Annotated in this window: 18 protein-coding genes and 1 other RNA gene; 8 read left to right on the top strand and 11 right to left on the bottom strand. The window is 60.9% G+C overall.

The window, feature by feature from the left end; translation table 11 throughout:
- The first annotated feature begins 5 nt into the window (after positions 1-5).
- The 5 genes from AB4O01_RS00350 to hemN all read left to right on the top strand — a co-directional run bounded on the left by AB4O01_RS00350 (position 6) and on the right by hemN (position 5,918).
- The gene (locus AB4O01_RS00350) at positions 6-545 is read left to right on the top strand and encodes a FixH family protein (protein WP_093431857.1); all 540 of its coding nucleotides are present in this window, start codon (positions 6-8) and stop codon (positions 543-545) included.
- A gap of 426 nt (positions 546-971) precedes the next feature.
- A complete protein-coding gene (locus AB4O01_RS00345) occupies positions 972-3,422 on the top strand; it encodes a heavy metal translocating P-type ATPase (RefSeq protein WP_460090294.1) in 2,451 nt (816 codons plus the stop codon).
- A gap of 24 nt (positions 3,423-3,446) precedes the next feature.
- Entirely contained in the window at positions 3,447-3,659 is a 213-nt protein-coding gene (ccoS, locus tag AB4O01_RS00340) for a cbb3-type cytochrome oxidase assembly protein CcoS (RefSeq protein WP_093431851.1), read from the top strand.
- Positions 3,652-4,335, top strand: a complete 684-nt coding sequence (locus AB4O01_RS00335; protein WP_460090293.1) for a sulfite exporter TauE/SafE family protein — start codon at positions 3,652-3,654, stop codon at positions 4,333-4,335. The genes ccoS and AB4O01_RS00335 overlap by 8 nt, the downstream gene beginning before the upstream one ends.
- A gap of 200 nt (positions 4,336-4,535) precedes the next feature.
- Positions 4,536-5,918 carry an oxygen-independent coproporphyrinogen III oxidase gene (hemN, locus tag AB4O01_RS00330; protein WP_460090292.1) on the top strand — a complete coding sequence of 461 codons (1,383 nt, stop codon included), beginning with the start codon at positions 4,536-4,538 and terminating at the stop codon, positions 5,916-5,918.
- On the opposite strand, the gene AB4O01_RS00325 is transcribed toward hemN, so the two are convergent.
- Positions 5,915-6,397, bottom strand: a complete 483-nt coding sequence (locus tag AB4O01_RS00325; RefSeq protein ID WP_093431846.1) for a hypothetical protein — start codon at positions 6,395-6,397, stop codon at positions 5,915-5,917. The genes hemN and AB4O01_RS00325 overlap by 4 nt on opposite strands.
- 154 nt (positions 6,398-6,551) lie before the next feature.
- Here AB4O01_RS00325 and fnr point away from each other — a divergent pair, with 154 nt between their 5' ends.
- Together fnr and AB4O01_RS00315 are read left to right on the top strand one after the other, a co-directional pair.
- Positions 6,552-7,286, top strand: a complete 735-nt coding sequence (gene fnr / locus AB4O01_RS00320) for a fumarate/nitrate reduction transcriptional regulator Fnr (protein WP_007918332.1) — start codon at positions 6,552-6,554, stop codon at positions 7,284-7,286.
- 78 nt (positions 7,287-7,364) lie between these two features.
- Positions 7,365-7,913, top strand: coding sequence for an adenine phosphoribosyltransferase (locus AB4O01_RS00315; RefSeq protein WP_034152844.1), 549 nt, complete (start codon positions 7,365-7,367; stop codon positions 7,911-7,913).
- A gap of 110 nt (positions 7,914-8,023) precedes the next feature.
- On the opposite strand, the gene AB4O01_RS00310 is transcribed toward AB4O01_RS00315, so the two are convergent.
- The 5 genes from AB4O01_RS00310 to dnaX all read right to left on the bottom strand — a co-directional run bounded on the left by AB4O01_RS00310 (position 8,024) and on the right by dnaX (position 13,859).
- The gene (locus AB4O01_RS00310) at positions 8,024-9,172 is read right to left on the bottom strand and encodes an acyl-CoA dehydrogenase family protein (RefSeq protein ID WP_460090291.1); all 1,149 of its coding nucleotides are present in this window, start codon (positions 9,170-9,172) and stop codon (positions 8,024-8,026) included.
- 192 nt (positions 9,173-9,364) lie between these two features.
- Positions 9,365-9,967 carry a recombination mediator RecR gene (gene recR, locus AB4O01_RS00305; protein ID WP_007918335.1) on the bottom strand — a complete coding sequence of 201 codons (603 nt, stop codon included), beginning with the start codon at positions 9,965-9,967 and terminating at the stop codon, positions 9,365-9,367.
- A 66-nt stretch (positions 9,968-10,033) separates the two neighbouring features.
- Complete coding sequence (locus tag AB4O01_RS00300) at positions 10,034-11,068, bottom strand: NADP-dependent oxidoreductase (protein WP_460090290.1); 1,035 nt, start codon at positions 11,066-11,068, stop codon at positions 10,034-10,036.
- A 276-nt stretch (positions 11,069-11,344) separates the two neighbouring features.
- Positions 11,345-11,683, bottom strand: a complete 339-nt coding sequence (locus AB4O01_RS00295) for a YbaB/EbfC family nucleoid-associated protein (protein ID WP_016984747.1) — start codon at positions 11,681-11,683, stop codon at positions 11,345-11,347.
- A gap of 67 nt (positions 11,684-11,750) precedes the next feature.
- Positions 11,751-13,859 carry a DNA polymerase III subunit gamma/tau gene (gene dnaX, locus AB4O01_RS00290; RefSeq protein ID WP_460090289.1) on the bottom strand — a complete coding sequence of 703 codons (2,109 nt, stop codon included), beginning with the start codon at positions 13,857-13,859 and terminating at the stop codon, positions 11,751-11,753.
- Between the two features lie 145 nt (positions 13,860-14,004).
- Here dnaX and AB4O01_RS00285 point away from each other — a divergent pair, with 145 nt between their 5' ends.
- The gene (locus AB4O01_RS00285) at positions 14,005-14,754 is read left to right on the top strand and encodes a substrate-binding periplasmic protein (RefSeq protein WP_460090288.1); all 750 of its coding nucleotides are present in this window, start codon (positions 14,005-14,007) and stop codon (positions 14,752-14,754) included.
- A gap of 195 nt (positions 14,755-14,949) precedes the next feature.
- Here AB4O01_RS00285 and ffs read toward each other — a convergent pair.
- The 5 genes from ffs to smc form a co-directional block, all read right to left on the bottom strand.
- Positions 14,950-15,046, bottom strand: an RNA gene (ffs, locus tag AB4O01_RS00280) — signal recognition particle sRNA small type.
- 134 nt (positions 15,047-15,180) lie between these two features.
- Complete coding sequence (locus tag AB4O01_RS00275) at positions 15,181-16,344, bottom strand: zinc-binding metallopeptidase family protein (protein WP_257357996.1); 1,164 nt, start codon at positions 16,342-16,344, stop codon at positions 15,181-15,183.
- A 158-nt stretch (positions 16,345-16,502) separates the two neighbouring features.
- Positions 16,503-18,860 (bottom strand): NAD-dependent DNA ligase LigA, encoded by a 2,358-nt coding sequence (gene ligA, locus AB4O01_RS00270; RefSeq protein WP_460090287.1) that lies wholly within the window; start codon positions 18,858-18,860, stop codon positions 16,503-16,505.
- 86 nt (positions 18,861-18,946) lie between these two features.
- Complete coding sequence (zipA, locus tag AB4O01_RS00265; protein ID WP_034152851.1) at positions 18,947-19,810, bottom strand: cell division protein ZipA; 864 nt, start codon at positions 19,808-19,810, stop codon at positions 18,947-18,949.
- Between the two features lie 261 nt (positions 19,811-20,071).
- Positions 20,072-23,560 carry a chromosome segregation protein SMC gene (gene smc, locus AB4O01_RS00260; RefSeq protein WP_460090286.1) on the bottom strand — a complete coding sequence of 1,163 codons (3,489 nt, stop codon included), beginning with the start codon at positions 23,558-23,560 and terminating at the stop codon, positions 20,072-20,074.
- Positions 23,561-23,562 lie beyond the last annotated feature (2 nt).

Genomic DNA, 23,562 nt, shown 5'->3' with positions numbered 1-23,562 from the left:
TGAACATGCCCGCAGCAAACGCCGCAAGTCCCTGGTACAAGCACCTTTGGCCATGGATCATCATCGGGATTCTGGCCTGTTCGGTGACCCTGACCCTGTCCATGGTGACCATTGCGGTGAACAACCCGGACAACCTGGTCAACGACAACTACTACGAGGCCGGCAAAGGCATCAACCGTTCGCTGGACCGTGAACTGTTGGCACAGACTCTGAAAATGCGCGCCGCTGTGCATCTGGATGACGTGACCGGTGAAGTTGATTTGCGCTTGAGCGGTGACAGTCAGCCAAAGACCCTGGAGCTGAACCTGATTTCACCGACGCAGCCGGAGAAGGATCGCAAGATTGTCCTGACCCGCAGCGAGACTGAAACCGGGCGTTACATCGGTCAATTGGGTGACAAAGTTGAAGGTCGCCGGTTTGTCGAGTTGCTGGGCAGTCAGGATGATCACGTCTGGCGGATGTTCGAGGAAGAATTGGTTAACCATGACAAGGATTTGTTGCTGGGTGACGAGCCGCTGCAAGGTGCCGAAGACTTGAAGAAGTAAACAACTTCAAAAGCCCCCTCACCCTAGCCCTCTCCCCCAGGAGAGGGAACTGATCTCGAGCGTTTGCACGTTTTGTGTATGACAGTGAAACTCCAGGCGACTGAGCCTGTTTTCAGGCTCACACCGATCGGCTCCTTCTCCCTCCGGGAGTGGGAACTGATCTCGAGCGTTTGCACGTTTTGTGTATGACAGTGAAACTCCAGGCGACTGAGCCTGTTTTCAGGCTCACACCGATCGGCTCCTTCTCCCTCCGGGAGAGGGGACTGATCTCGAGCGTTTGCACGTTTTGTGTATGACAGTAATGATCCAGTCGACTGAACCAGTTTTTCCGGCTCACACCGATCGGCTCCCTCTCCCTCCGGGAGAGGGCTGGGGTGAGGGCAAGCGGACAACCCCAATGCAAGGGCTTAACCCCTCAACGATGCCATGACCACCCCACTCCCCTGCTATCACTGCGCCCTGCCGGTCTCGTCCGGCAGCCGCTTCACTGCCGTCGTACTCGGGCAATCCCGCGAATTCTGCTGCCCGGGCTGTCAGGCCGTGGCCGAAGCCATCGTCGCCGGCGGCCTGGAAAGCTATTACCAACACCGCAGCGAAGCCTCGGCCAACCCCGAAGCATTGCCGGTGCAATTGGTCGATGAGCTGGCCCTGTACGACCGCGCCGATGTGCAGCAACCCTTCGTCCGCCATGAAGGCGAACTGGCTGAAACCACCCTGTTGATGGAAGGCATCAGTTGTGCCGCCTGCGGCTGGCTGATCGAAAAACACCTGCGCACGCTGCCCGCCGTGGCCGAAGCGCGGCTGAACCTGTCCAACCATCGCCTGCATGTGCGCTGGGCCGACGCGCAATTACCGCTGAGCCAAGTACTCGCCGAACTGCGCCACATCGGCTACGCCGCCCACCCGTATCAGGCCGATCACGCCAGCGAACAACTGGCCAGCGAAAACCGCCTGGCCCTGCGTCAGCTCGGCGTCGCCGGGCTGCTGTGGTTCCAGGCGATGATGGCGACCATGGCCACCTGGCCGGAATTCAACATCGACCTCAGCCCCGAGCTGCACACGATCCTGCGCTGGGTCGCGCTGTTCCTGACCACACCGATCGTGTTCTACAGCTGCGCGCCGTTCTTCAAAGGCGCGATGCGCGATCTGCGCACACGCCACCTGACCATGGATGTCTCGGTGTCGCTGGCGATCGGCAGTGCCTACATTGCCGGGATCTGGACCTCGATCACCGGGGTCGGCGAGTTGTATTTCGACGCGGTGGGGATGTTTGCACTGTTCCTGCTTGCCGGCCGCTATCTCGAACGCCGTGCCCGCGAACGCACCGCTGCCGCCACCGCGCAATTGGTCAATCTGTTGCCTGCCTCCTGCCTGCGCCTTGATGCAGCCGGCCAGAGCGAACGCATCCTGCTCAGCGAACTGCGCCTCGGCGAGCGGATTCTGGTGCAGGCCGGCTCGATTTTGCCGGCGGACGGCAAGATCATCGACGGCCAATCGAGCATCGACGAATCGCTGCTCACCGGCGAATACCTGCCGCAACCGCGTACCCTCGGCGACACGGTCACTGCTGGCACGCTCAATGTCGAAGGCGCGTTGACCGTGGAAGTTCAGGCGCTGGGCCAAGACACGCGCCTGTCGGCCATCGTCCGTCTGCTCGACCGCGCCCAGGCGGAAAAACCGCGACTGGCGGAAATCGCCGACCGCGCCGCGCAATGGTTTTTGCTGTTATCACTGATTGCCGCCGCGGCCATCGGCCTGCTCTGGTGGGAGCTGGATTCATCGCGCGCATTCTGGATTGTCCTCGCCATGCTCGTTGCGACCTGCCCGTGCGCGCTGTCGCTGGCGACACCGACCGCGCTCACCGCAGCCACCGGGACATTGCACAAACTCGGTTTGCTGCTGACCCGTGGTCACGTGCTGGAAGGCTTGAATCAAATCGACACGGTGATCTTCGACAAGACCGGCACCCTCACCGAAGGCCGACTGGTGCTGCGCTCGATTCGCCCGCTCGGCGCGCGCGACAGCGATGAATGCCTGAGCCTTGCCGCCGCACTGGAAAACCGTTCGGAACACCCGATTGCCCGTGCCTTTGGCCGTGCGCCGCTGGCCGCTGAAGAAGTCCACAGCACGCCAGGTCTTGGCCTCGAAGGCTTGGTCGATGGACAGCGTTTGCGCATCGGCCAGGCAGAATTTGTCTGCGCCCTCAGCGGTGCGAACGTGCCCGCCATGCCAAACGAGGCCGGCCAATGGTTGCTGCTCGGCGACACTCAAGGGCCGCTGGCGTGGTTCGTTCTCGACGACCGCTTGCGTGACGACGCCCCCGCCCTGCTCGCCGCGTGCAAGACGCGCGGCTGGCGTACGCTGTTGTTGTCCGGCGACAGCTCGCCAATGGTCGCCAGTGTGGCAGCGGAATTGGGCATTGATGAAGCTCGTGGCGGTTTGCGCCCGGATGACAAGCTGCAAGTCTTGCAACAGTTGCACAAGGAAGGTCGCAAAGTGCTGATGCTCGGCGATGGCGTCAATGACGTGCCGGTACTCGCCGCGGCCGACATCAGCGTGGCCATGGGTTCGGCCACCGATCTGGCGAAAACCAGTGCCGATGCGGTGTTGCTGTCCAACCGCCTCGACGCCTTGGTCCAAGCCTTCACGCTCGCGCGGCGGACCCGTCGGGTCATCATCGAGAACCTGCTGTGGGCGGCGCTGTACAATGGCCTCATGTTGCCGTTCGCCGCCCTCGGCTGGATCACTCCGGTGTGGGCCGCCGTCGGCATGTCGATCAGTTCGTTGACCGTGGTGCTCAATGCCCTGCGCCTGACTCGCCTGCCGAGTCCGCCGCCCGCCAGCACCCGATCGCACACCCGCCCGCTGCCGGCCTGAGCCGCGCGGGCACCTGGAGTACAGATGCCAGCTCTCTACGTGATGATCCCGGCCGCCCTGCTGATCGTGGCCATCGCCGTTTACATCTTTTTCTGGGCGGTGGACAGCGGTCAGTACGACGACCTCGACGGCCCGGCGCACAGCATCCTGTTCGATGATCAGGATCCGAACCACACCGCCGCCGTGGACGAAGCCAACCCCGACAAACCGGACGACAAGGCCCCACCTCATGCTTGAACTGGCGCCGCTGTTGGTATCGGCATTGATCCTCGGCCTGCTCGGTGGCGGTCATTGCCTGGGCATGTGCGGCGGTTTGATGGGCGCGCTGACCCTGGCGATTCCCAAGGAACAGCGCAGCCGGCGCTTTCGCTTGTTGTTGGCGTACAACCTGGGCCGAATCCTCAGTTATGCCACGGCGGGCTTGCTGATCGGGCTGGCGGGATGGGCGGTGGCGAACAGTCCAGCCGCATTGTTCATGCGTGTGCTGGCCGGGTTGTTGCTGATCGCCATGGGTTTGTATCTGGCCGGATGGTGGAGTGGGCTGACGCGCATTGAAAGTTTGGGGCTCGGGCTGTGGCGTTACATTCAACCGGTGGCCAACCGCTTGCTGCCGGTGTCGAGTGTGCCGCGCGCGTTACTACTTGGCGCGTTGTGGGGCTGGCTGCCGTGCGGACTGGTTTACAGCACATTGCTGTGGTCGGCGAGTCAGGGCAATGCGCTGGACAGTGCGTTGTTGATGCTCGCGTTCGGCCTCGGCACCTGGCCGGTTTTGCTGGCGACGGGGCTTGCGGCGGAACGCGTGACTGCCATTTTGCGCAAACGCAGCGTGCGCATGGCGGGTGGACTGCTGGTGATCCTGTTCGGGATCTGGACATTACCCGGCCCACATCAGCATTGGCTCATGGGCCATTAGATCGGCGGCGCGGCCTTCGCGAGCAGGCTCGCTCCCACAGGGGATTTGTGTTGCACCACCGATCCAATGTGGGAGCGAGCCTGCTCGCGAAGAGGCCCGCACTAACACCACACTTCTCCCCGTTGATGCAAATCAAAAGCCCCATCGCCGCCGCCCTATAGACTCGCCCACACTGCCAGCCTATCCGGGGGAATGCCCGCATGCTCGACGCCATTCGTTGGGACTCTGATCTGATCCGCCGCTACGACCTGGCGGGGCCGCGCTACACCTCGTATCCGACGGCCGTGCAATTTCATAGTCAGGTCGGCACCTTCGACCTGTTTCATGCCCTGCGCGACAGCCGCAAGGCCCTGCGCCCGTTGTCGTTGTATGTGCATGTGCCGTTCTGCGCGAACATTTGCTACTACTGCGCCTGCAACAAAGTCATCACCAAGGATCGTGGTCGCGCCCTGCCCTACCTGCAGCGGCTGGAGCAGGAAATCCAGTTGATCGCCTGCCACCTCGACCCGGCGCAGAAGGTCGAACAACTGCACTTCGGTGGCGGCACGCCGACCTTTCTCAGCCACGACGAACTGCGTCAGTTGATGGCGCACCTGCGCAAGCATTTCAATTTGCTGGAGGACGACTCCGGCGATTACGGCATCGAGATCGACCCGCGTGAAGCCGACTGGTCGACCATGGGCCTGCTGCGCGAACTGGGTTTCAACCGGGTCAGCATCGGCCTGCAAGACCTTGATCCAGCGGTGCAGCGCGCGGTCAATCGCCTGCAAAGTCTGGAAGAAACCCGCGCGGTGATCGATGCTGCGCGTACTCTGCAATTTCGCTCGATCAATATCGATTTGATCTACGGCTTGCCCAAACAGACCTCGGAAAATTTCGCCCGCACCGTTGAAGAAGTCATCAGCCTGCAACCGGACCGGCTCTCGGTGTTCAACTATGCGCACCTGCCCGAGCGTTTCATGCCGCAGCGACGGATCAACGGCAATGAATTGCCCGAGCCTGCGCAGAAGCTGGAAATGCTTGAGCGCACCATCGAGCAGCTCACCGCCGCCGGCTATCGCTACATCGGCATGGATCACTTCGCCCTGCCCGATGACGAGCTGGCGATTGCTCAGGAAGAACAAACCCTGCAACGCAACTTCCAGGGTTACACCACTCATGGCCACTGCGATCTGATTGGTCTGGGGGTTTCCGCGATCAGCCAGATCGGCGATCTGTACTGCCAGAACAGCAGCGATCTCAACGAGTACCAGAACACCCTCGCCGCCGCACAACTGGCGACCAGCCGGGGCCTGGTGTGTAACGCCGATGATCGCTTGCGCCGAGCGGTGATTCAGCAACTGATCTGCAATTTCAGCCTGGAATTCGCCGCGATCGAGCAGCAGTTCAACATCGATTTTCAGGGCTATTTCGGCGCGCTGTGGCCGCAGTTGCAAGGCATGGCCAGTGATGGCCTGATCGTGCTGGATCGCGAGCGGATCGCCGTTTTGCCGGCGGGTCGTCTGCTGGTGCGCTCGGTGTGCATGGTGTTCGATGCCTACCTGGAACAGCAGAACCGTCAGCGCTTCTCGCGGGTGATCTAGTTTTTCGTCAGCAACGAACCGACGCTCAGGTTCTGATCCGCGGTCAACCCGGACTGCCCGACCACTTTGGACAAAGCCAGATTGGCCGTGATCAGGCCGGTATTCAACGCGGCGATAGCGCCTCGCAGCGCGGCAGCCTTGATGATCTTTTCTTCGTTGGAAAGGCGCTTGTCGGCCATGACCGCTTCGATGAGTGCCTTTTTCTCGGCAATCTGTTTTTGCAGTTTGCGGATCATCTTCAGCAATTGCTGGATGTTCTCTGGCAAGCCACTGTTCTCGATGTCGCTGTTTTCGCCACCGATACTGGCGGCCTTTTCGATCGATGCGCCGGACAGCGACACTTTGACGCCCTCGACCAAGGTCGGGGTTGCCTCTTCGGGCGAGCCTGGATCGCGTGCATTGCCGGACGCAGCTTTAAACGCTTCCGGCGTTGCCGCAACGTCGCTGCTAGCGGGGCCCAGCGTACCAATGGCGGCCATCGAATCGTTCCTTGTATGCACTTTGATACCTGTTTATCGGCTGCTGGCCCTGTGGCTTTATGGCTGTAGGGCAAAGTCGCCCCAGACTGGCCTGAATGTCCTCCCGTGAGTTACCCTTACGGCTTATGTGTGTTTTCCCACAAGGATCCAAGAAATGTCCGAGCCAGTTAAACTGCGCGCTCACAACCAGGCCCATTGCAAGGATTGCAGCCTGGCCCCTCTCTGCCTGCCACTTTCTCTGAATCTGGAAGACATGGATGCGCTGGACGAAATCGTTAAACGCGGCCGCCCGTTGAAAAAAGGCGAGTTCCTGTTCCGCCAGGGCGACACGTTCGATTCCGTTTATGCAGTACGCTCCGGCGCCCTGAAGACCTTCAGCCTCAGCGACAGCGGCGAAGAGCAGTTGACGGGTTTCCACCTGCCGAGCGAACTGGTCGGCCTGTCCGGCATGGACACCGAGAAACACCCGGTCTCCGCCCAAGCACTGGAAACCACTTCGGTCTGCGAAATCCCTTTTGAACGTCTCGACGAACTGGCCCTGCAACTGCCGCAGCTACGCCGCCAGTTGATGCGCGTCATGAGCCGGGAAATCCGCGACGACCAGCAAATGATGTTGCTACTGTCGAAAAAAACCGCCGACGAGCGCATCGCTACCTTCCTGGTCAACCTCTCGGCCCGCTTCCGCGCTCGCGGCTTTTCGGCCAACCAGTTCCGTCTGAGCATGTCGCGCAATGAAATCGGTAACTACCTCGGTCTGGCGGTGGAAACCGTGTCCCGGGTCTTCACCCGTTTTCAGCAGAACGAACTGATCGCCGCCGAGGGTAAAGAGATTCACATCCTCGACCCGATCCAGCTCTGCGCGCTGGCCGGTGGCTCGATCGAAGGCTGATCTCGATCCGCGGTTGAGCGAAGCGTTTCAGCCGCGGGTATACTGCGCCGTTTGCAGCCCTGCCAGGACACCTCGACGATGGTCTTCGACTCCTTCGACATCAAATCGCTTATCCGCCCTGTGATCGACTTCCCGAAACCGGGCGTGATCTTTCGCGACATCACCCCGCTGTTTCAGTCGCCGACGGCTCTGCGCCTGGTGATGGACAGTTTCGCCCACCGTTACGTCGAAGCTGATTTCACCCACATCGGCGCGATGGATGCCCGTGGCTTCCTGATCGGCTCGGTGTTGGCCTATCAGTTGAACAAGCCGCTGGTGCTGTTCCGCAAGCAAGGCAAACTGCCGGCGGACGTACTGGCCGAAGGTTACGCAACCGAGTACGGCGAAGCGTTCCTGGAAGTGCACGCCGACAGCCTGTGTGAAGGCGATTCGGTGGTGATGTTCGATGATTTGATTGCCACGGGCGGGACGTTGATCGCCGCCGCCAACCTGATTCGCCGCATGGGCGCACGGGTGCATGAGGCGGCGGCGATTATTGACTTGCCGGAGCTGGGTGGCTCGCAGCGGCTTGAGGACATGGGCATTCCTAGCTTCTGCCTGACGCAGTTTGCCCTGACTGATAAATAAGTAGCGCCCTCCCGGACGCTTTCGCGAGCAAGCTCGCTCCCACAAGGGAACGCATTCCAACTGTGGGAGCGAGCTTGCTCGCGAAGGGTCCGGCAGCCTCACGCCGAAACCTAAAGCCCCATCTGCTTGCTAATGATCTCGTTCATCACTTCCCGCGTCCCGCCGCCAATCGACAGAATGCGGTTATCCCGATACAGCCGCTCCACCAGACTTTCGCGCATATAACCCAGCCCACCAAGAATCTGCACTGCCTCGGTGGTGATCCGGTCCGAGGTGTCCGTGGCAAAGTTCTTCGCCATGGAAATTTCCTTGATCACACTCTGTCCCGCCGCCATCTTCGCCGCTTGCCGGTAAGTAAACTCGCGTGAGACTTCCAGCGCAGTCGCCATCTCGGCGAGGCGATGCTTGATCACCTGAAACTTGCCGATCGGCTTGCCAAACGCTTCGCGCTCGCGCGCCCACTTCAGGCTTTGCTCCAGTGCAAGCTGTGAGGTCATGTTGGCCATCAGCGCCAACGCCAGCCGTTCGCTCTGGAAATTGCCCATGATGCAGGCGAAGCCCATGTTCTCGGCGCCGATCAGGTTTTCTGCAGGCACGCGGCAATCGTCGAAGAACAACTCTGCCGTGTCCGACGCCCACCAACCCATTTTTTTCAACTGACGGCCAACGGTGAAGCCCGGCGTACCCTTCTCGATCAGCAGCAGACTGATGCCGCCAAACCCCGGCGCACCGGTGCGTACCGCGACGGTGTAGAAATCGGCGCGCACGCCACTGGTGATAAAGGTTTTACTGCCGCTGACGCGATAGACATCGCCGTCACGCACGGCGCGGGTTTGCAGGTTGGCGACGTCGGAGCCGCCGCCGGGTTCGGTGACGGCCAGGGCACTGATCTTTTCGCCGCTGAGCACCTGTGGCACGACCCGGTCACGCACCTCGGGACGGGCCCATTTGACGATCGGTGGCAGGCCGATATCCAGCGACCCCAGCCCCGCTACCAGGCCGCCAGAGCCGCAGCGCATCAACTCTTCACTCGCGGCGACCTTGGCGAACAGATCGCCTGCATGGCTGCCTCCCAGCGCTTCCGGATAACCGATGCCGAGGATGCCTGCCGCGCCAGCCTTCAGGTACAGCTCGCGGGGGAAGCTTTCGGCTTCTTCCCACTGATCGATGTCCGGCAGGATCTCGCGTTCGACGAAACGTCTGACGCTGTCGCGGACCAATTGGTGGCTGGGGTCGAAGTATTCCTGAAAGGCAGGCATGGGCGAGCTCCACGGAAAGGTTCGCCGAACTTAACCGAGCGCTTGCTTGGTTTTCAACTCAATTGTGTGAATCAGCCAAACCGAGTCACCCCATTCGCGAGCAAGCTCGCTCCCACAGGGGATTTGTGAATGACACAAAACCAATGTGGGAGCGAGCTTGCTCGCGAAGGCGTCAGCTCAGACACTGCAAATTCAGAGAGAAATCGGTTTACGCCCGGCAAACGAATGCGCCAGCGTGCCGCCATCGACCAGTTCCAGTTCACCACCCAACGGCACGCCGTGGGCAATCCGCGAGGCGATCAGGCCTTTGTTGCTCAACAGCTGAGCAATGTAATGCGCCGTCGCCTCACCTTCCACGGTCGGGTTGGTCGCGAGGATGACTTCGGTAAACGTGCCCGCCTCTTCGATCCGCGTCATCAACTGCGGAATGCCGATCGCCTCAGGCCCCAGGCCATCGAGCGGCGACAAATGCCCCTTGAGCACAAAGTAGCGGCCACGGAAACCGGTCTGCTCGACCGCATACACATCCATCGGCCCTTCCACCACGCACAGCAACGTATCGTCACGGCGGGTATCGGCGCATTGCGGGCACAGATCGTCTTCGGTCAGCGTGCGGCACTGACGGCAGTGACCGACCCCTTCCATGGCCTGGCTGAGGGCCTGGGCCAGGCGCAAGCCGCCGCTGCGGTCACGCTCGAGCATCTGCAACGCCATGCGCTGGGCGGTTTTCTGCCCCACGCCCGGCAAAGTGCGCAAGGCGTCGATCAGTTGGCGAATCAAAGGGCTGAAGCTCATGGGTAAAAAGTCCGACAAAACAACGAGACGCGGTTTATACCCGCGCCTCTGGCCAGCGTCAAATACTCAGTCCTGGGCGACCTTCACCACCAGTTTGCCGAAGTTGCGCCCTTCCAGCAGACCGATAAACGCCTCGGGCGCCTGCTCCAGGCCTTCGACCACGTCCTCGCGGAATTTCACCTTGCCATCGCGTACCCACGGCACCATGTGGCTGATGAACTCCGGCTGACGATCACCGTAATCGTCGAACACGATGAAGCCCTGAATGCGCACGCGCTTGGTCAGCAGCGTGCGTTGCAGCATCGGCAGGCGATCCGGGCCTTTTGGCGTTTCGGAGGCGTTGTAACCGGCGATCAGGCCGCACAGCGGAATGCGCGCCTTGGGGTTGAGCAACGGCACCACGGCATCGAACACATGACCACCGACGTTCTCGTAATAGATGTCGATGCCATCGGGGCAGGCCTTGGCCAATTGCTCGGCAAAATCGGGCGCCTTGTGATCGATGCAGGCATCGAAACCCAGCTCTTCGACCACGTACTTGCACTTATCAGCACCGCCGGCCACGCCGACTGCGCGCAGCCCTTTGATCTTGGCCACTTGCCCGACCACCGAACCGACCGCGCCGGACGCAGCAGCCACGACCAATGTTTCGCCCTCTTTTGGCTGGCCGATGTCCATCAGCCCCATGTACGCGGTCATGCCGGGCATGCCCAACACACCCAGCGCCATCGACGGGCTCGGCAACCCGGCCGGGATCGGCATGATGTCACGGCCATCGCTGATGCTGTGGCTCTGCCAACCGGTCGCGCCGACCACCAGATCGCCTTTATGGAATTTCGGATGACGTGAGTCCTCGACACGGCTGACCGCGCCGCCGGTCATCACTTCACCGATTTGTACCGGCGCGGCGTAGGACGGTGCGTCGCTCATGCGCCCGCGCATGTAGGGATCGAGGGACAGGTACAGGGTTTTCAACAATACCTGACCGTCCTGCAGATCCGGCAAGGCTTCGCGTTCGAGGCGGAAGTTTTCCGGGGTCGGCGCGCCAACCGGACGCGAGGCGAGGACGAAGCGTTGGTTGAGCGTGAGAGAGTCGGACATGTCAGCGTCTCCTGTGAAGGGTTAATTCAGCGGGTATAGGGAGCAGACCGTTGAGGCTTTTGCACGTTCGATGTTTATTCAGTTGGCCGGGATTGATCGTTCCCATGCTCCGCGTGGGAATGCCGCAACGGACGCTCCGCGTTCGGCTCTGGACTTGGAACGCGGAGCGTCCCGGGCTGCATTCCCACGCAGAGCGTGGGAACGATCGGCCAGAAACAAAAATGCCAGGCGCAATGCCTGGCATTTTGTGTAGCTCATCTGCCGCCGGTTGGCGAATCAGAATGGCAGTTTCATACCGGCTGGCAGGTTCATGCCAGCGGTCATGTTGCCCATTTTGTCCTGGCTGTTCTTTTCGATCTTGCGCACTGCGTCGTTGACGGCGGAGGCGATGACCGCTTCCAGCATTTCTTTGTCATCTTCGCTCATGCCTTCAACCAGGCTTGGGTCGATGCTCACGCTTTTGACGTCGTGGCGACCGGTCATCACCACGGTGACCATATCGCCGCCGGCCTTACCGGTGACTTCGGCGTTGGCCAGTTCTTCCTGCATCTTGGCCATTTTTTCCTGCATCTGCTGTGCCTGCTTCATCAGGCCGGCCATGCCACCTTTCATCATGGGAATCACCTCAAAAGTACTTGGATCAAAACAGCGCCCGGCCAGCGCGGCCGGGCACCTTCAGTTATTAGCCTTGGGTGACCAAGGCGTCGACAGGTTCAATAGTATCGTGTCGCACCACCGCGCCGAACTGCTGAACCATCTGCTGGATGAACGGATCGCCGTGGATTGACTCCTCCGCCTCGCGCTGACGGTTGGCACGCCGACGGGACGCGGCCTGGGCCGGGGTTTCCTGCTCGGGCTTGATCAGCTCGATGGTCAGGCTCAGCGTGCGACCGTGGAACTGGTTCAAGGCATCGTTGAGACGACGCTGCTGCGTGGCGTTGAACAGTGCGCTGTGCGCCGGGTCGAGGTGCATCAGCCAATGGTCGCCATCGACGGCGATCAATGTGCAATTGGCGGCGATGCTGCCCGTCATGCCGGAGATCGGCAGTTTCGGGAACAGCTCCAGCCACTGCAACGCCAGACCTGTGGCCGGCGCCGCAGCCGGCTCTGGCTCGGGTTCCGGGGCAGGCTCGGCAGCGTGTTCGCTGGCCAGTTCGTCGAGGTAGCTATAGGCCGAATCGATGTCCGGCTCGATGTAATCCTCATCCAGCGGCGGCTCGTCGTCCAGGTCCATGCCTGGGGTGGCGGCATCGACGTCGGCGACCGACGGCTCGGGAATCGGCGCGGCGGCCCACTCAGGCGCTTCCGGAACGACGCTGTCCGGGGTCGGCAGCGGCATTGGCGGCAACTCGGGTTGCTCGGCGGTGGTTTCCAGTACCGGTTCGACGGCGGGTTGCTGCGCAGGCTCGGGGTCGGCCTCGGGTTCCACCGGGTCATTCCACGGCAGGTCGACGACTTCTTCAGCGACGAGAGGCGCTGGCTCAGGTTCTGGCGCAGCAACAGGAGCAACCGGCGCCGGCTCGGGAGCCGGTGCAGGTGCAGGTGCAGGTGCAGCCACTGGCGCAGGCGCTGCAGCAAGCGTCGGCGCAACAGCCGCAGCGACTACCGGTGCAGGTTTAGGCGCGGCAGCCACGGAGTTTGCGGAATCAACTGTGGCCTGGCTGATCCCCACTGGCTTTAGCGGTTGCCTCGGTGCGTCTGCCGTATCTGCCGGCCGGAAGGCCAGCATCCGCAGCAGGACCATTTCGAAGCCACCACGCGGGTCCGGCGCCAGCGGTAAATCGCGGCGGCCGATCAGGCCCATCTGGTAATAGAACTGCACGTCTTCGGCCGGCAAGGCCTGCGCCAGTGCCAATACGCGATCGCGATCGCCATGGCCGTTGTCGACGCCTTCCGGCAACGCCTGAGCGATGGCCACGCGGTGCAGAACATTAAGAATTTCCGAGAGCACGCCATTCCAGTCCGGGCCTTGTTCGGCCAGGTGACGCACGGCTTCGAGCAACGCCTTGGCGTCGCCTTCGATCAATGAATGCAGGACGTCATAGACCTGACCGTGATCCAGCGTGCCGAGCATCGCCCGCACGTCGGTGGCCAGAACCTTGCCTTCACCGAAGGCAATCGCCTGGTCGGTGAGGCTCATGGCGTCACGCATCGAACCGTCAGCGGCGCGACCGAGCAGCCACAGTGCATCGTCTTCGAACGGTACGTTTTCGGCAGTGAGAACGTGGGTCAAATGCTCGACCACACGCTCCGGCGTCATGTTCTTCAGCGAGAACTGCAGGCAGCGCGACAAAATCGTTGCCGGAAGTTTCTGCGGATCAGTGGTCGCGAGGATGAACTTGACGTACGGCGGCGGCTCTTCGAGGGTTTTCAGCAGCGCATTGAAGGAATGGCTGGAGAGCATGTGCACTTCGTCGATCAGGTAGACCTTGAAGCGCCCACGGCTTGGCGCGTACTGCACGTTGTCGAGCAGTTCGCGGGTGTCTTCGACCTTGGTGCGGCTCGCGGCGTCGATCTCGATCAGGTCGACGAAGCGCCCCTCGTCGATTTCACGGCACACCGAACACTCGCCGCACGGGCTGGAAGTGATACCTGTCTCACAGTTCAGGCATTTGGCAATGATCCGCGCAATCGTGGTTTTACCCACCCCGCGCGTACCGGTGAACAGGTACGCGTGGTGCAGCCGCTGGCTGTCCAAGGCATTGATCAGAGCCTTGAGCACATGGGTCTGGCCGACCATTTCGCGGAACGAGCGCGGACGCCATTTACGTGCAAGAACCTGATAACTCATCGAAAACCGTCGCAACGAAGGAAGCTGAAGCGGCTAATGCTAGCGGAGCAAGGGCAAAATTGCATCCGGTGTCCTCGTCTAATATGGCTAAGCTGCATGAGCAGAGGCTTTTATCGGCTCGGGATCGGGAATTACCGGAGCGTTTATGCGGTGGGCCTTAGGGGCGTTGCTGGGAATCAGCCTGAACGTGACGGCAGCGCAAACCCCGTTGCGCTTCGCCATGCCCGACAGCTGGGCAATGCCGATGGTGCAATTCGAACGCGGCCGACCGACCCAAGGCATTCTCTACGACCTGATGCTCAGCCTGGCCACGCAGGTCGGCGTACCGGCCGAGTTTCACGTCCTGCCCCGCGCCCGCGTGCAGACCGCCATGGAACACGGCGAGATCGACGTGCGCTGCTATGCCGCACAGTCATGGCTGCCAAATCAGTCGGGGGATTACATCTGGAGTCTGCCGTTGTTCTTCCAGCGCGATCTGCTGATCAGCCGCAAAGATCAACCTGCCAGTGTCGTCCCCGCGCATTTGCCCCGCCAATCCATCGGCACCGTTCTGGGCTACACCTACCGGACTCTGCAACCGCTGTTCGATGACGATCGATTGCAACGCGAAGATGCGCGCAATCAGGAGCAGGTGCTGGAAAAACTGTTGGCCGGGCGTTATCGCTATGCGGTGAGCAATCAGTGGACGCTGGACTGGTTTAACCAGCGCCTGCTACCTGAGCAACAGCTGCAAGGGGTGGCGGTGTTGCAGGAGCAGAAGGTCGGTTGTTATGTGCGGAATGATCCGAAGGTACCGGTGCAGCGAATATTGCGAACGTTGTTGCGGATGAAAATGTCGGGGGAGATTGATGAGATTATCCGGCTCTATACCGGGTCCTCTGAAGCCACCCCATAACCCCTGTAGGAGTGAGCCTGCTCGCGAAAGCGGTGTCTCAGTCAACTCATCTCTGGCAGGTCTGACGCCTTCGCGAGCAGGCTCGCTCCCACAGTTAACTCAGGGCACTGGCCAAATCGCAGACACAAAAAAACCGCAGTGGGCGAAACCCATGCAGTTCTGTTTGAAGCGTTCGATTGTTCGTTAAGGTGGTAACCCCACCAGCCACACCCCGGCACACAATGTTCCCGCTGTGGCTGCTGCCTTCCGGCTCTGACCAGGTTCACGGGTAATCGTTGCGGGGGGACCGATGGGGTCACCATAACGATGCTTGCCTGTCGGCGAGCCGCGCCATTGTACCTATCTGAGACGAAGTTACAACCGTTGGTTGCAGATTAAAAATATGAACGGGTTCAAGGACATAAAGATCGCAGCCTGCGGCAGCGCCTACAGGGCCAGAACTTCATCCGCCCTGCCGCCCGCCTGCTGGATCACCAGATGAATGAAGTGCAGTTTGGCAATCGCTGGCGCCGGCAGCACGAACGGGTAAAAATCCGGCTGGCCCATGCTCCGTGACAGTTCATTGAGCATGCCGGCCAGTTCGATCCACGCGTTGACGAATGACAGGAACGCCTCGCCACCGGGATGCTCCGGGTCGTACAGCGTGCTGGGCGGAAACGGCTGGTAGTCGAAATCCATTTCCCGCGCGCTCATGCCAAAACCCAGCGCGGTGTCCACCGCATCCATCATGTGCAGGTAGTGCGCCCAGGTTTCCGCCCAGTCTTCCCACGGGTGCATGGTTGCGTAGGCGCTGACGTAGTGCTGCGGCCAGTCCTGAGGTGCGCCTTGTTGATAGTGACGATCAAGCGCTTCGGCGTAACTGGCGCGTTCGTCGCCGAACAGGCTGCGGAACGAGCCGAGCCAGGGGCCGTTGGCGATCAGGCGATCCCAGTAATAGTGGCCAACCTCATGGCGAAAATGCCCGAGCAGTGTGCGATAGGGTTCATGCATCGCCGCCCTCACCTGCTCGCGGTGGGCGTCGTCGGCTTCTTTGATGTCGAGGGTGATCAGGCCATTGGCGTGGCCGGTCATCGGCGCGTTGCCTTCAAGGTCGACGCCGATGAAATCGAAGGCCAGCCCAGTGTCTTCATCCACGGTTTTCGGGATGACTTGCAGGCCGAGGGTGATCAGTTGCGCAACGAGGCGACGCTTGGCGATTTCGACTTTGCGCCAACGCTCAGGGTTGTCCGGGGCGGACAGGTCGGGGATGGTGCGGTTGAGGCTGCAGGCGATGCACAGGCTGTCGTGATCGTTGGCCGGCAGCAGCCAGTTGCACGCGGCGGCTGTGTCGAGGTTGGCGCAGCGGCGGAACAGGCCGGCCTCGGGGTCGGCATCGAGCGTCCAGGTGCCCTCATACGGCCCCGGCTGCAGCGAGGTCAGGCGACTTTCTTCGGCTTGATAACCGAGTAACGCATTACAGGCCAGACACTGGCTGTTGCGAAAGAACAGCGACTGGCCGCAGCGGCACGGCCAGACTTTGCTGTTGCGTGAGGATTCGCCCATGAACGGCGCGATGATGCGGGAACTGAGCTGCTCGAAAAAGCGGTGCATGGCGATCTCTCCCTGGGGCTTGCCAAGACTAGATCATTCCCGTGACAACATCGTTCCCGCGCTTTGCTGATCGTTCCAACGCTCTGCGTGGGAATGCATCCAGTGACGCTCTGCGTCCGGAGCGGCATTCCCACGCGGGAGCGTGGGAACGATCAATCTTAAACGGCGACGCCGTGAGTTTTGAGGAAGGCGATGAAGGCTTCTTCGTCCATCACCTTCACGCCCAGCTCATTGGCCTTGGTCAGCTTGGAACCAGCGCCGGGGCCTGCGACCACACAATGAGTCTTCGCCGACACGGAACCGGCAACCTTGGCGCCAAGGCTTTCCAGATGTTCCTTGGCGACATCACGGCTCATCAGCTCAACCTTGCCGGTCAGCACCCAGGTCTCGCCGGACAGCGGCAAGCCCTCAACAATCTTCTTCTCGCTCTGCCAGTGCATGCCGAAATCACGCAGTTGCTTTTCGGATGCCTCAGCCAGTTGCCGGTTCTCAGGCAGCGCAAAAAACTCGCGAACCGAATTCGCCTGTTTCTCCGGCAAGGCCTGACGCATGTCCAGCCAGTCAGCATTCATCACCGCTTCCAGCGAACCGAACTTGTCCGCCAGCTTCTGCGCGCCACCGGGGCCGACCGAAGGAATGTGCAGCTTGTCGAGAAAGCCACCCAACGTAGTGCTGGCCGCGAACTCGGCGCCCAACTCACCCTGATCCTGAATCTGCAGACCATGGCCCAGCAACTCAGCGATGACCTGCTGGTTATGCGCATCTTCAAAGAAGCTGTGAATCTCGTGCGCCACTTCCAGCCCCACATCCGGCAGATAGGTCAGCACTTGCGGCAGCGCCTGCTGCACGCGCTCCAGCGAACCCAGCGAGCGCGCCAGGACCTTGGCAGTCTCCTCGCCGACATCAGGGATACCCAGTGCATAGATAAAACGCGCCAGCCCCGGTTTCTTGCTGTCTTCGATGGCCGCCAGCAGTTTGTTGCTCGATACCTCGGCAAAACCTTCCAGATCGACGATGTCATCGAACTTCAGCGCATACAGATCGGCCGGCGAACTGACCAGACCTTCATCGACCAGTTGCTCAACGCTTTTGTCGCCCAAGCCTTCGATGTCCATCGCCCGACGCGAGACGAAGTGAATGATCGCCTGCTTCAGTTGCGCGCCACAGGCCAGTCGGCCCACGCAGCGATACACCGCGCCTTCGCTGACGGTTTCCTTGCCTTTGCTGCGCTTGATCAGTTGCGTGCGCTCGACGTGCGAACCGCACACCGGGCAGCTCTCGGGAATCTGCACCGCGCGCGCATTTTCGGGACGGCGATCCATGACCACTTGCACCACCTGCGGAATCACATCACCGGCGCGGCGGATGATCACGGTGTCGCCGACCATCAGGCCCAGACGCGCGACTTCATCCATGTTGTGCAGCGTAGCGTTGGCCACAGTGACGCCGGCGACCTTGACCGGTTTCAAACGAGCGACCGGGGTGACAGCACCGGTACGACCGACTTGAAACTCGACGTCGAGCAGCTCGGTGAGTTCTTCCATAGCCGGGAATTTGTGCGCGATCGCCCAACGCGGTTCGCGGGCACGGAAGCCCAGTTCGCGTTGATCGGCAATGCTGTTGACCTTGAACACCACGCCGTCGATTTCATAGGTCAGCGAGTTACGGCGCGCGCCGATGTCGCGGTAGTAATCGAGACATTCGCCAATGCCCTTGGCCAGCTTCAGTTCGTGACTGATCGGCATACCCCACTTCTGCAACTGCTTGAGGTTGCCGATGTGGGTGTCGGAAATATCGTGGGAGACCTGGCCGATGCCGTAGCAGCAAAACTCCAGCGGACGGTTGGCGGTGATCTTCGAGTCGAGCTGGCGCAGGCTACCAGCGGCAGCGTTGCGTGGATTGGCGAAGGTCTTGCCGCCGATTTCCAGTTGCGAGGCGTTGAGACGCTCGAAGCCGGCCTTGGACATGAACACTTCACCGCGCACTTCCAGGGTCGCCGGCCAGCCTTCGCCATGCAGTTTCAGGGGAATGTTGCGCACGGTGCGCACGTTGACGCTGATGTCTTCGCCAGTGGTGCCGTCGCCGCGCGTGGCGCCGCGTACCAGCACGCCGTCCTGATAAAGCAGACTGACCGCCAGGCCATCAAGTTTCGGCTCGCAGCTGTACTCCACCGCCGCACCGCCACCGAACAGATCGCCGGCCGGCAGGTCCAGACCTTCGGTCACCCGGCGATCAAATTCGCGCATGTCGGTTTCTTCGAAGGCGTTGCCGAGGCTGAGCATCGGCACTTCGTGACGCACCTGGGTGAACGCGGTCAGCGCCACGCTGCCGACGCGCTGGGTCGGCGAGTCGCTGGTGATCAGTTCCGTGTTGGCCGCTTCCAGCGCTTTGAGCTCGTGGAACAACCGGTCGTACTCGGCATCCGGAATGCTCGGCTCGTCGAGGACGTGGTAACGGTAGTTGTGCTGATCGAGTTCAGCGCGTAGCTCGAGAATGCGGTTTTTGGCGGCGGTCATGGGTGTTCTCTCATAAAGCAAAAGAGCAGCCGAGGCTGCTCAATCTATATTGCCGACTGCCTCTTGTGCCGAGGCAATCTTTTCAATCAACGCTTCTGGGTCAAGGCGCGACGTTCGAATTCGACGATGCGCTGACGGTAGTGTTCGATGGTCTGCGCGGTCAGGACGCTGCGCTGGTCATCTTTCAGTTCGCCGTTCAATTCCTGCGACAGCTTGCGGGCTGCAGCCACCATCACGTCGAAAGCTTGCTTCGGATGACGCGGGCCTGGCAGGCCGAGGAAGAAGCTTACCGCCGGGGTACTGAAATGGTCGATGTCGTCCAGATCAAAGATGCCCGGCTTGACCGCGTTGGCCATGGAGAACAGCACTTCACCATTGCCGGCCATGCTTTCGTGACGGTGGAAAATATCCATCTCGCCGAAACGCAGACCGCTTTCGAGAATGTTCTGCAACAGCGCCGGGCCTTTGAAGCCAGCGGCATCACGGCAGATCACGCTGATGACCAATACTTCTTCAGCTTGCGGCTGATCCTTGTCGGCCATCGCCGGCGCGGGCTTGCTGTCTTCAACGAAATCGTTGTCACGGCTGCTGAAGCTCGGGCCACCGTCCAGATCCAGATCGAGATTCAGGTCGCCCTGCGCCGGACCGTTGCTGCCACGCTTGCCACGTTTCGAACCGGATTCGCGAGGCTCGCGTGCTTCGCGGGCCGGCATGCTCACCGACGGCAGATCGTGTTCGTCCAGTTGCGGCTCTTTGTGGGTGTCCAGCACGCGAGCCGGGCCCAACAGCTCAGCGCTGGTGTCCTCGTCCGGCAGGTTGGACAGACTTCGGTCAAGACGGAATTTCAGTTTTCCCTTGCCGCCGCGCATACGGCGCCAGCCATCGAAAAGAATACCGGCTATCACAATGATGCCGATGACGATCAGCCACTCGCGCAGACCGATTTCCATGTAATCCCGTGCCTCTATAAAAAATGCTGAAAAATAAGGGGTTTACATTGTGCAAACCGCTTTAAAACGTGGCGCCAACTCTATGTTCTGACAGGCGTTTTGCCCACGTATACGAAAAATTGACATTAAACTAGCACGACCAAAGACAACTTTACACCGTCTGTCTCATTTGGCTTGCGCGAATATGTCGATTGGCCAGCAAGTCGCAGTTGGTAAAAAAGTCCTACAGACCTGAATTACCTTTTCCGACACCACGCTGACTCAGGCGTCCACCATCGCCATCGCCTCCTCGACATCCACGGCTACCAGTCGCGAACAACCCGGTTCATGCATCGTTACGCCCATCAACTGCTCGGCCATTTCCATGGCGATCTTGTTGTGGGTGATATAGATGAACTGCACGGTCTGCGACATCTCTTTGACCAAGCGTGCGTAGCGTCCAACGTTAGCGTCATCCAGTGGCGCGTCAACCTCATCGAGCATGCAGAACGGCGCCGGGTTCAATTTGAAGATGGCAAAAACCAGTGCCAGTGCGGTCAGGGCTTTTTCCCCGCCGGAGAGCAAATGGATGGTGCTGTTCTTCTTCCCTGGCGGCTGCGCCATGATCGTTACCCCTGTATCGAGTAGATCTTCGCCCGTCAGTTCCAAATACGCGCGCCCGCCACCGAAAACTTTTGGAAAAAGCGCCTGTAAACCGCCATTGATCTGATCAAAGGTATCTTTGAAGCGGTTGCGGGTTTCCTTGTCGATCTTGCGGATTACGTTTTCAAGCGTTTCCAGTGCTTCGACCAGATCGGCGTCCTGGGCATCCAGATACCGTTTACGCTCGGACTGTTGCGTGTATTCATCGATGGCCGCGAGGTTGATCGCACCCAGGCGCTGAATCCGCGCGTTGATGCGTTCGAGTTCTTCTTCGGCTTCGCGTTCACTGGCTTGCGCGGTTAATGTCGCGAGCACGCCGTTAAGATCGTAGCCGTCTTCCAGCAACTGATCCTGCAAAGCCTTGCGGCGCACGGTCAGGGCTTGCCATTCCATGCGTTGCTGTTCGAGCTGGCCGCGAATCAACTGCGATTGCTGCTCGGCCTGAGTCCGGCGCTTTTCCGCGTCGCGCAATTCGCGATCGGCATCTTCCAAAGCGATCTGCGCGGTCTTCAGTTCTTCATCGACGGTCATGCGCTTGTCGAGCAGTTCTTCGAGTTTCAGGCGCAGCTCTTCCAGCGGTGCCTCGCCCTCCTCCAGATTCAGACTCAACTGTTCGCGCTTTTCAGTCAGGCGCTCGGCCTGCATTTCCAGACGTTCCAGCGCCTGACGCGTGGAGTCATGCTGCGCGCGCAAAGAGCCAAGACGCACGGCCAATTGATGGGCGTGATCCTTGTGCTGCCGCGCCTCCTGGCGCACGCGGTCAAGGCGCTCGCGCAGGCTGTCGCGCTGGGCCAACAGCAACTCGCGCTGTTCGGTGTCCAGCGCCATGGCATCCAGCGCTTCTTGCAATTGCATGCGCGCTTCGCCGATCTGTTCGTGCTCGAGTTCGCGTTGCTCGCCGAGCTCGACCAGCTCTTCATCGAGGCGAGTGCGACGCAAAGTCAGCTGTTCGGCCTTGGCTTTACCGGCGGACAGCTGTGCTTTCAATTCGCCTTGCTGGCGCGCTTCGTCTTGCAGCAAACGACGCAAATGTTCGCGACCGTTTTCCTGCTGACGCTGCTGTGCGCGCAGGGTTTGCAGACGGGTTTCCATGGCCTCGACCGTGGCTTCTTTCTCTTCACGCTCGAGGTGCAGCGCTTCGATTTCCTGGCCACGGGCGAGCATGCCGCTTTCCGCTTCGCTGGCCCGGCGCACGCGCAGGAAGTGCCGACCGACCCAGTAACCGTCGCGGCTGATCAAGCTCTCGCCGGCGCTCAATTGCCCGCGCAAGGCCAAGGCTTGCTCGAGGCTGTCGACCGGCTTGACCTGACCGAGCCACGGCGACAGATCGATCTGCGCATCAACCTTGTCGAGCAAGCTGCCGGCCACGCGCACGCCATCGCTGGCCGGGCTGAGCAGGCGCAGATCGCCCTGAGTAAAACCGGACAAATCGAAGCCGCTGAAGTCGTCGACCAGCACCGCTTGCAGATCGGCGCCGAGCACGGTTTCCACCGCCACCTCCCAACCGGCCTCGACCTTCAAGCCCTCGGCCAGACGCGGGCGCTCGGCGAGGTTGTGTTCTTTCAGCCATTCGGCAGTGCCGGTGCCCGGGTCGAGCGCGGCTTGCTGCAAGGCTTCGAGGGACGCGAGGCGACCGTTGAGGCGCTGCAAATCGCCCTGCGCCTGTTGTTGCGCGGTCAGCGCTTGCTGCAACTCCTGACGCAGTTGTTCAAGCTTTTCGACCTGCGCTTCTTCGCTGGTCTGCAAATCTTCGAGGGTCGCTTCGGACTCGGCGAGCTGCTCGTTGAGCTCCATGATCGCCGCGTCTTCCGGGTCAGCCGAGAGCAGCGCGCGCTCTTCGCCGAGACGCTTTTGCCGGTCGGCCAGACGCTCCATGCTGGTTTCCAACTGCTGGATGCGCGACTGCTGCACTTCAGCCTGACGGCGCGGTTCGGCAGCGGTCAGGTTGAAGGCGTCCCACTGCTCCTGCCAGCCGTGCATGACCGATTCGGAATCTTCCAGTGCAGCGGCGGCTTCTTCGGCGGCAGCGCTGGTGACTTCCTGCTCGGGGGTGAGCATGTCCAGCTCTTCGCCGAGGGTCAGCAGCAACGTGCGGTCGTGGCCCAGGTGTGATTCGGTTTCGAGGCGTGCGCGCTCGGCTTCTTTCAAGTCGTCCTGCAACTGCCGCAAGCGTTGCTGGCCGTGCTGGATGCTTTGCTCGACGCGGGCGATATCGCCGCCGACCGAATAGAAGCGTCCCTGCACCAGATTGAAGCGTTCGGACAGGTCATGGTGACCATCACGCAGACGCTCAATGGCCGCGTCAGCATTACGCTGCTCGGCGACCAGCGCTTCGAAACTGATTTCCTGGGTGCCGATGATCGACTCGCGCTGGCCGACCTGTTCGTTGAGATCCTGCCAGCGCAGGGCCGACAGTTGTGCCTTGAGCTGACGCTCCTCGGCTTTGAATTCCTGATACTTCTTCGCCGCTTCGGCCTGGCGGTGCAGGCGCTCGAGTTGACGCTCGAGCTCTTCGCGCAGGTCAGTCAGACGCGCGAGGTTTTCGTGGGTGCGGCGGATACGGTTTTCGGTCTCGCGGCGACGCTCCTTGTACTTGGAGATGCCGGCAGCTTCTTCGATAAAGTTGCGCAGGTCTTCGGGCTTGGACTCGATCAGCTTGGAGATCATCCCTTGCTCGATGATCGAGTAACTGCGCGGGCCCAGACCGGTGCCGAGGAAGATATCGGTGATGTCGCGACGCCGGCATTTGGTGCCGTTGAGGTAATACGTGGTCTGGCTGTCGCGGGTGACTTTACGGCGGATGGAAATCTCGGCGTAGGCGGCGTACTCGCCCAGCAGCGTGCCGTCGGAGTTGTCGAAAACCAGTTCGATACTGGCCTGACTCACCGGTTTGCGGCTGGTCGAGCCGTTGAAGATGACGTCGGTCATCGACTCGCCACGGAGGTTCTTCGCCGAACTTTCGCCCATCACCCAGCGCACGGCGTCGATGATGTTCGACTTGCCGCAACCGTTCGGCCCGACGACCGCCGCCATGTTACTGGGGAAGTTCACCGTGGTCGGGTCGACGAAGGATTTGAATCCCGCCAGTTTGATGCACTTGAGCCGCACGC

The organism is Pseudomonas sp. S2_E02 (genome assembly GCF_054668355.1).
Note: the sequence above shows the minus strand (reverse complement) of the source record. Positions and strands in the feature narration are given on the sequence as shown.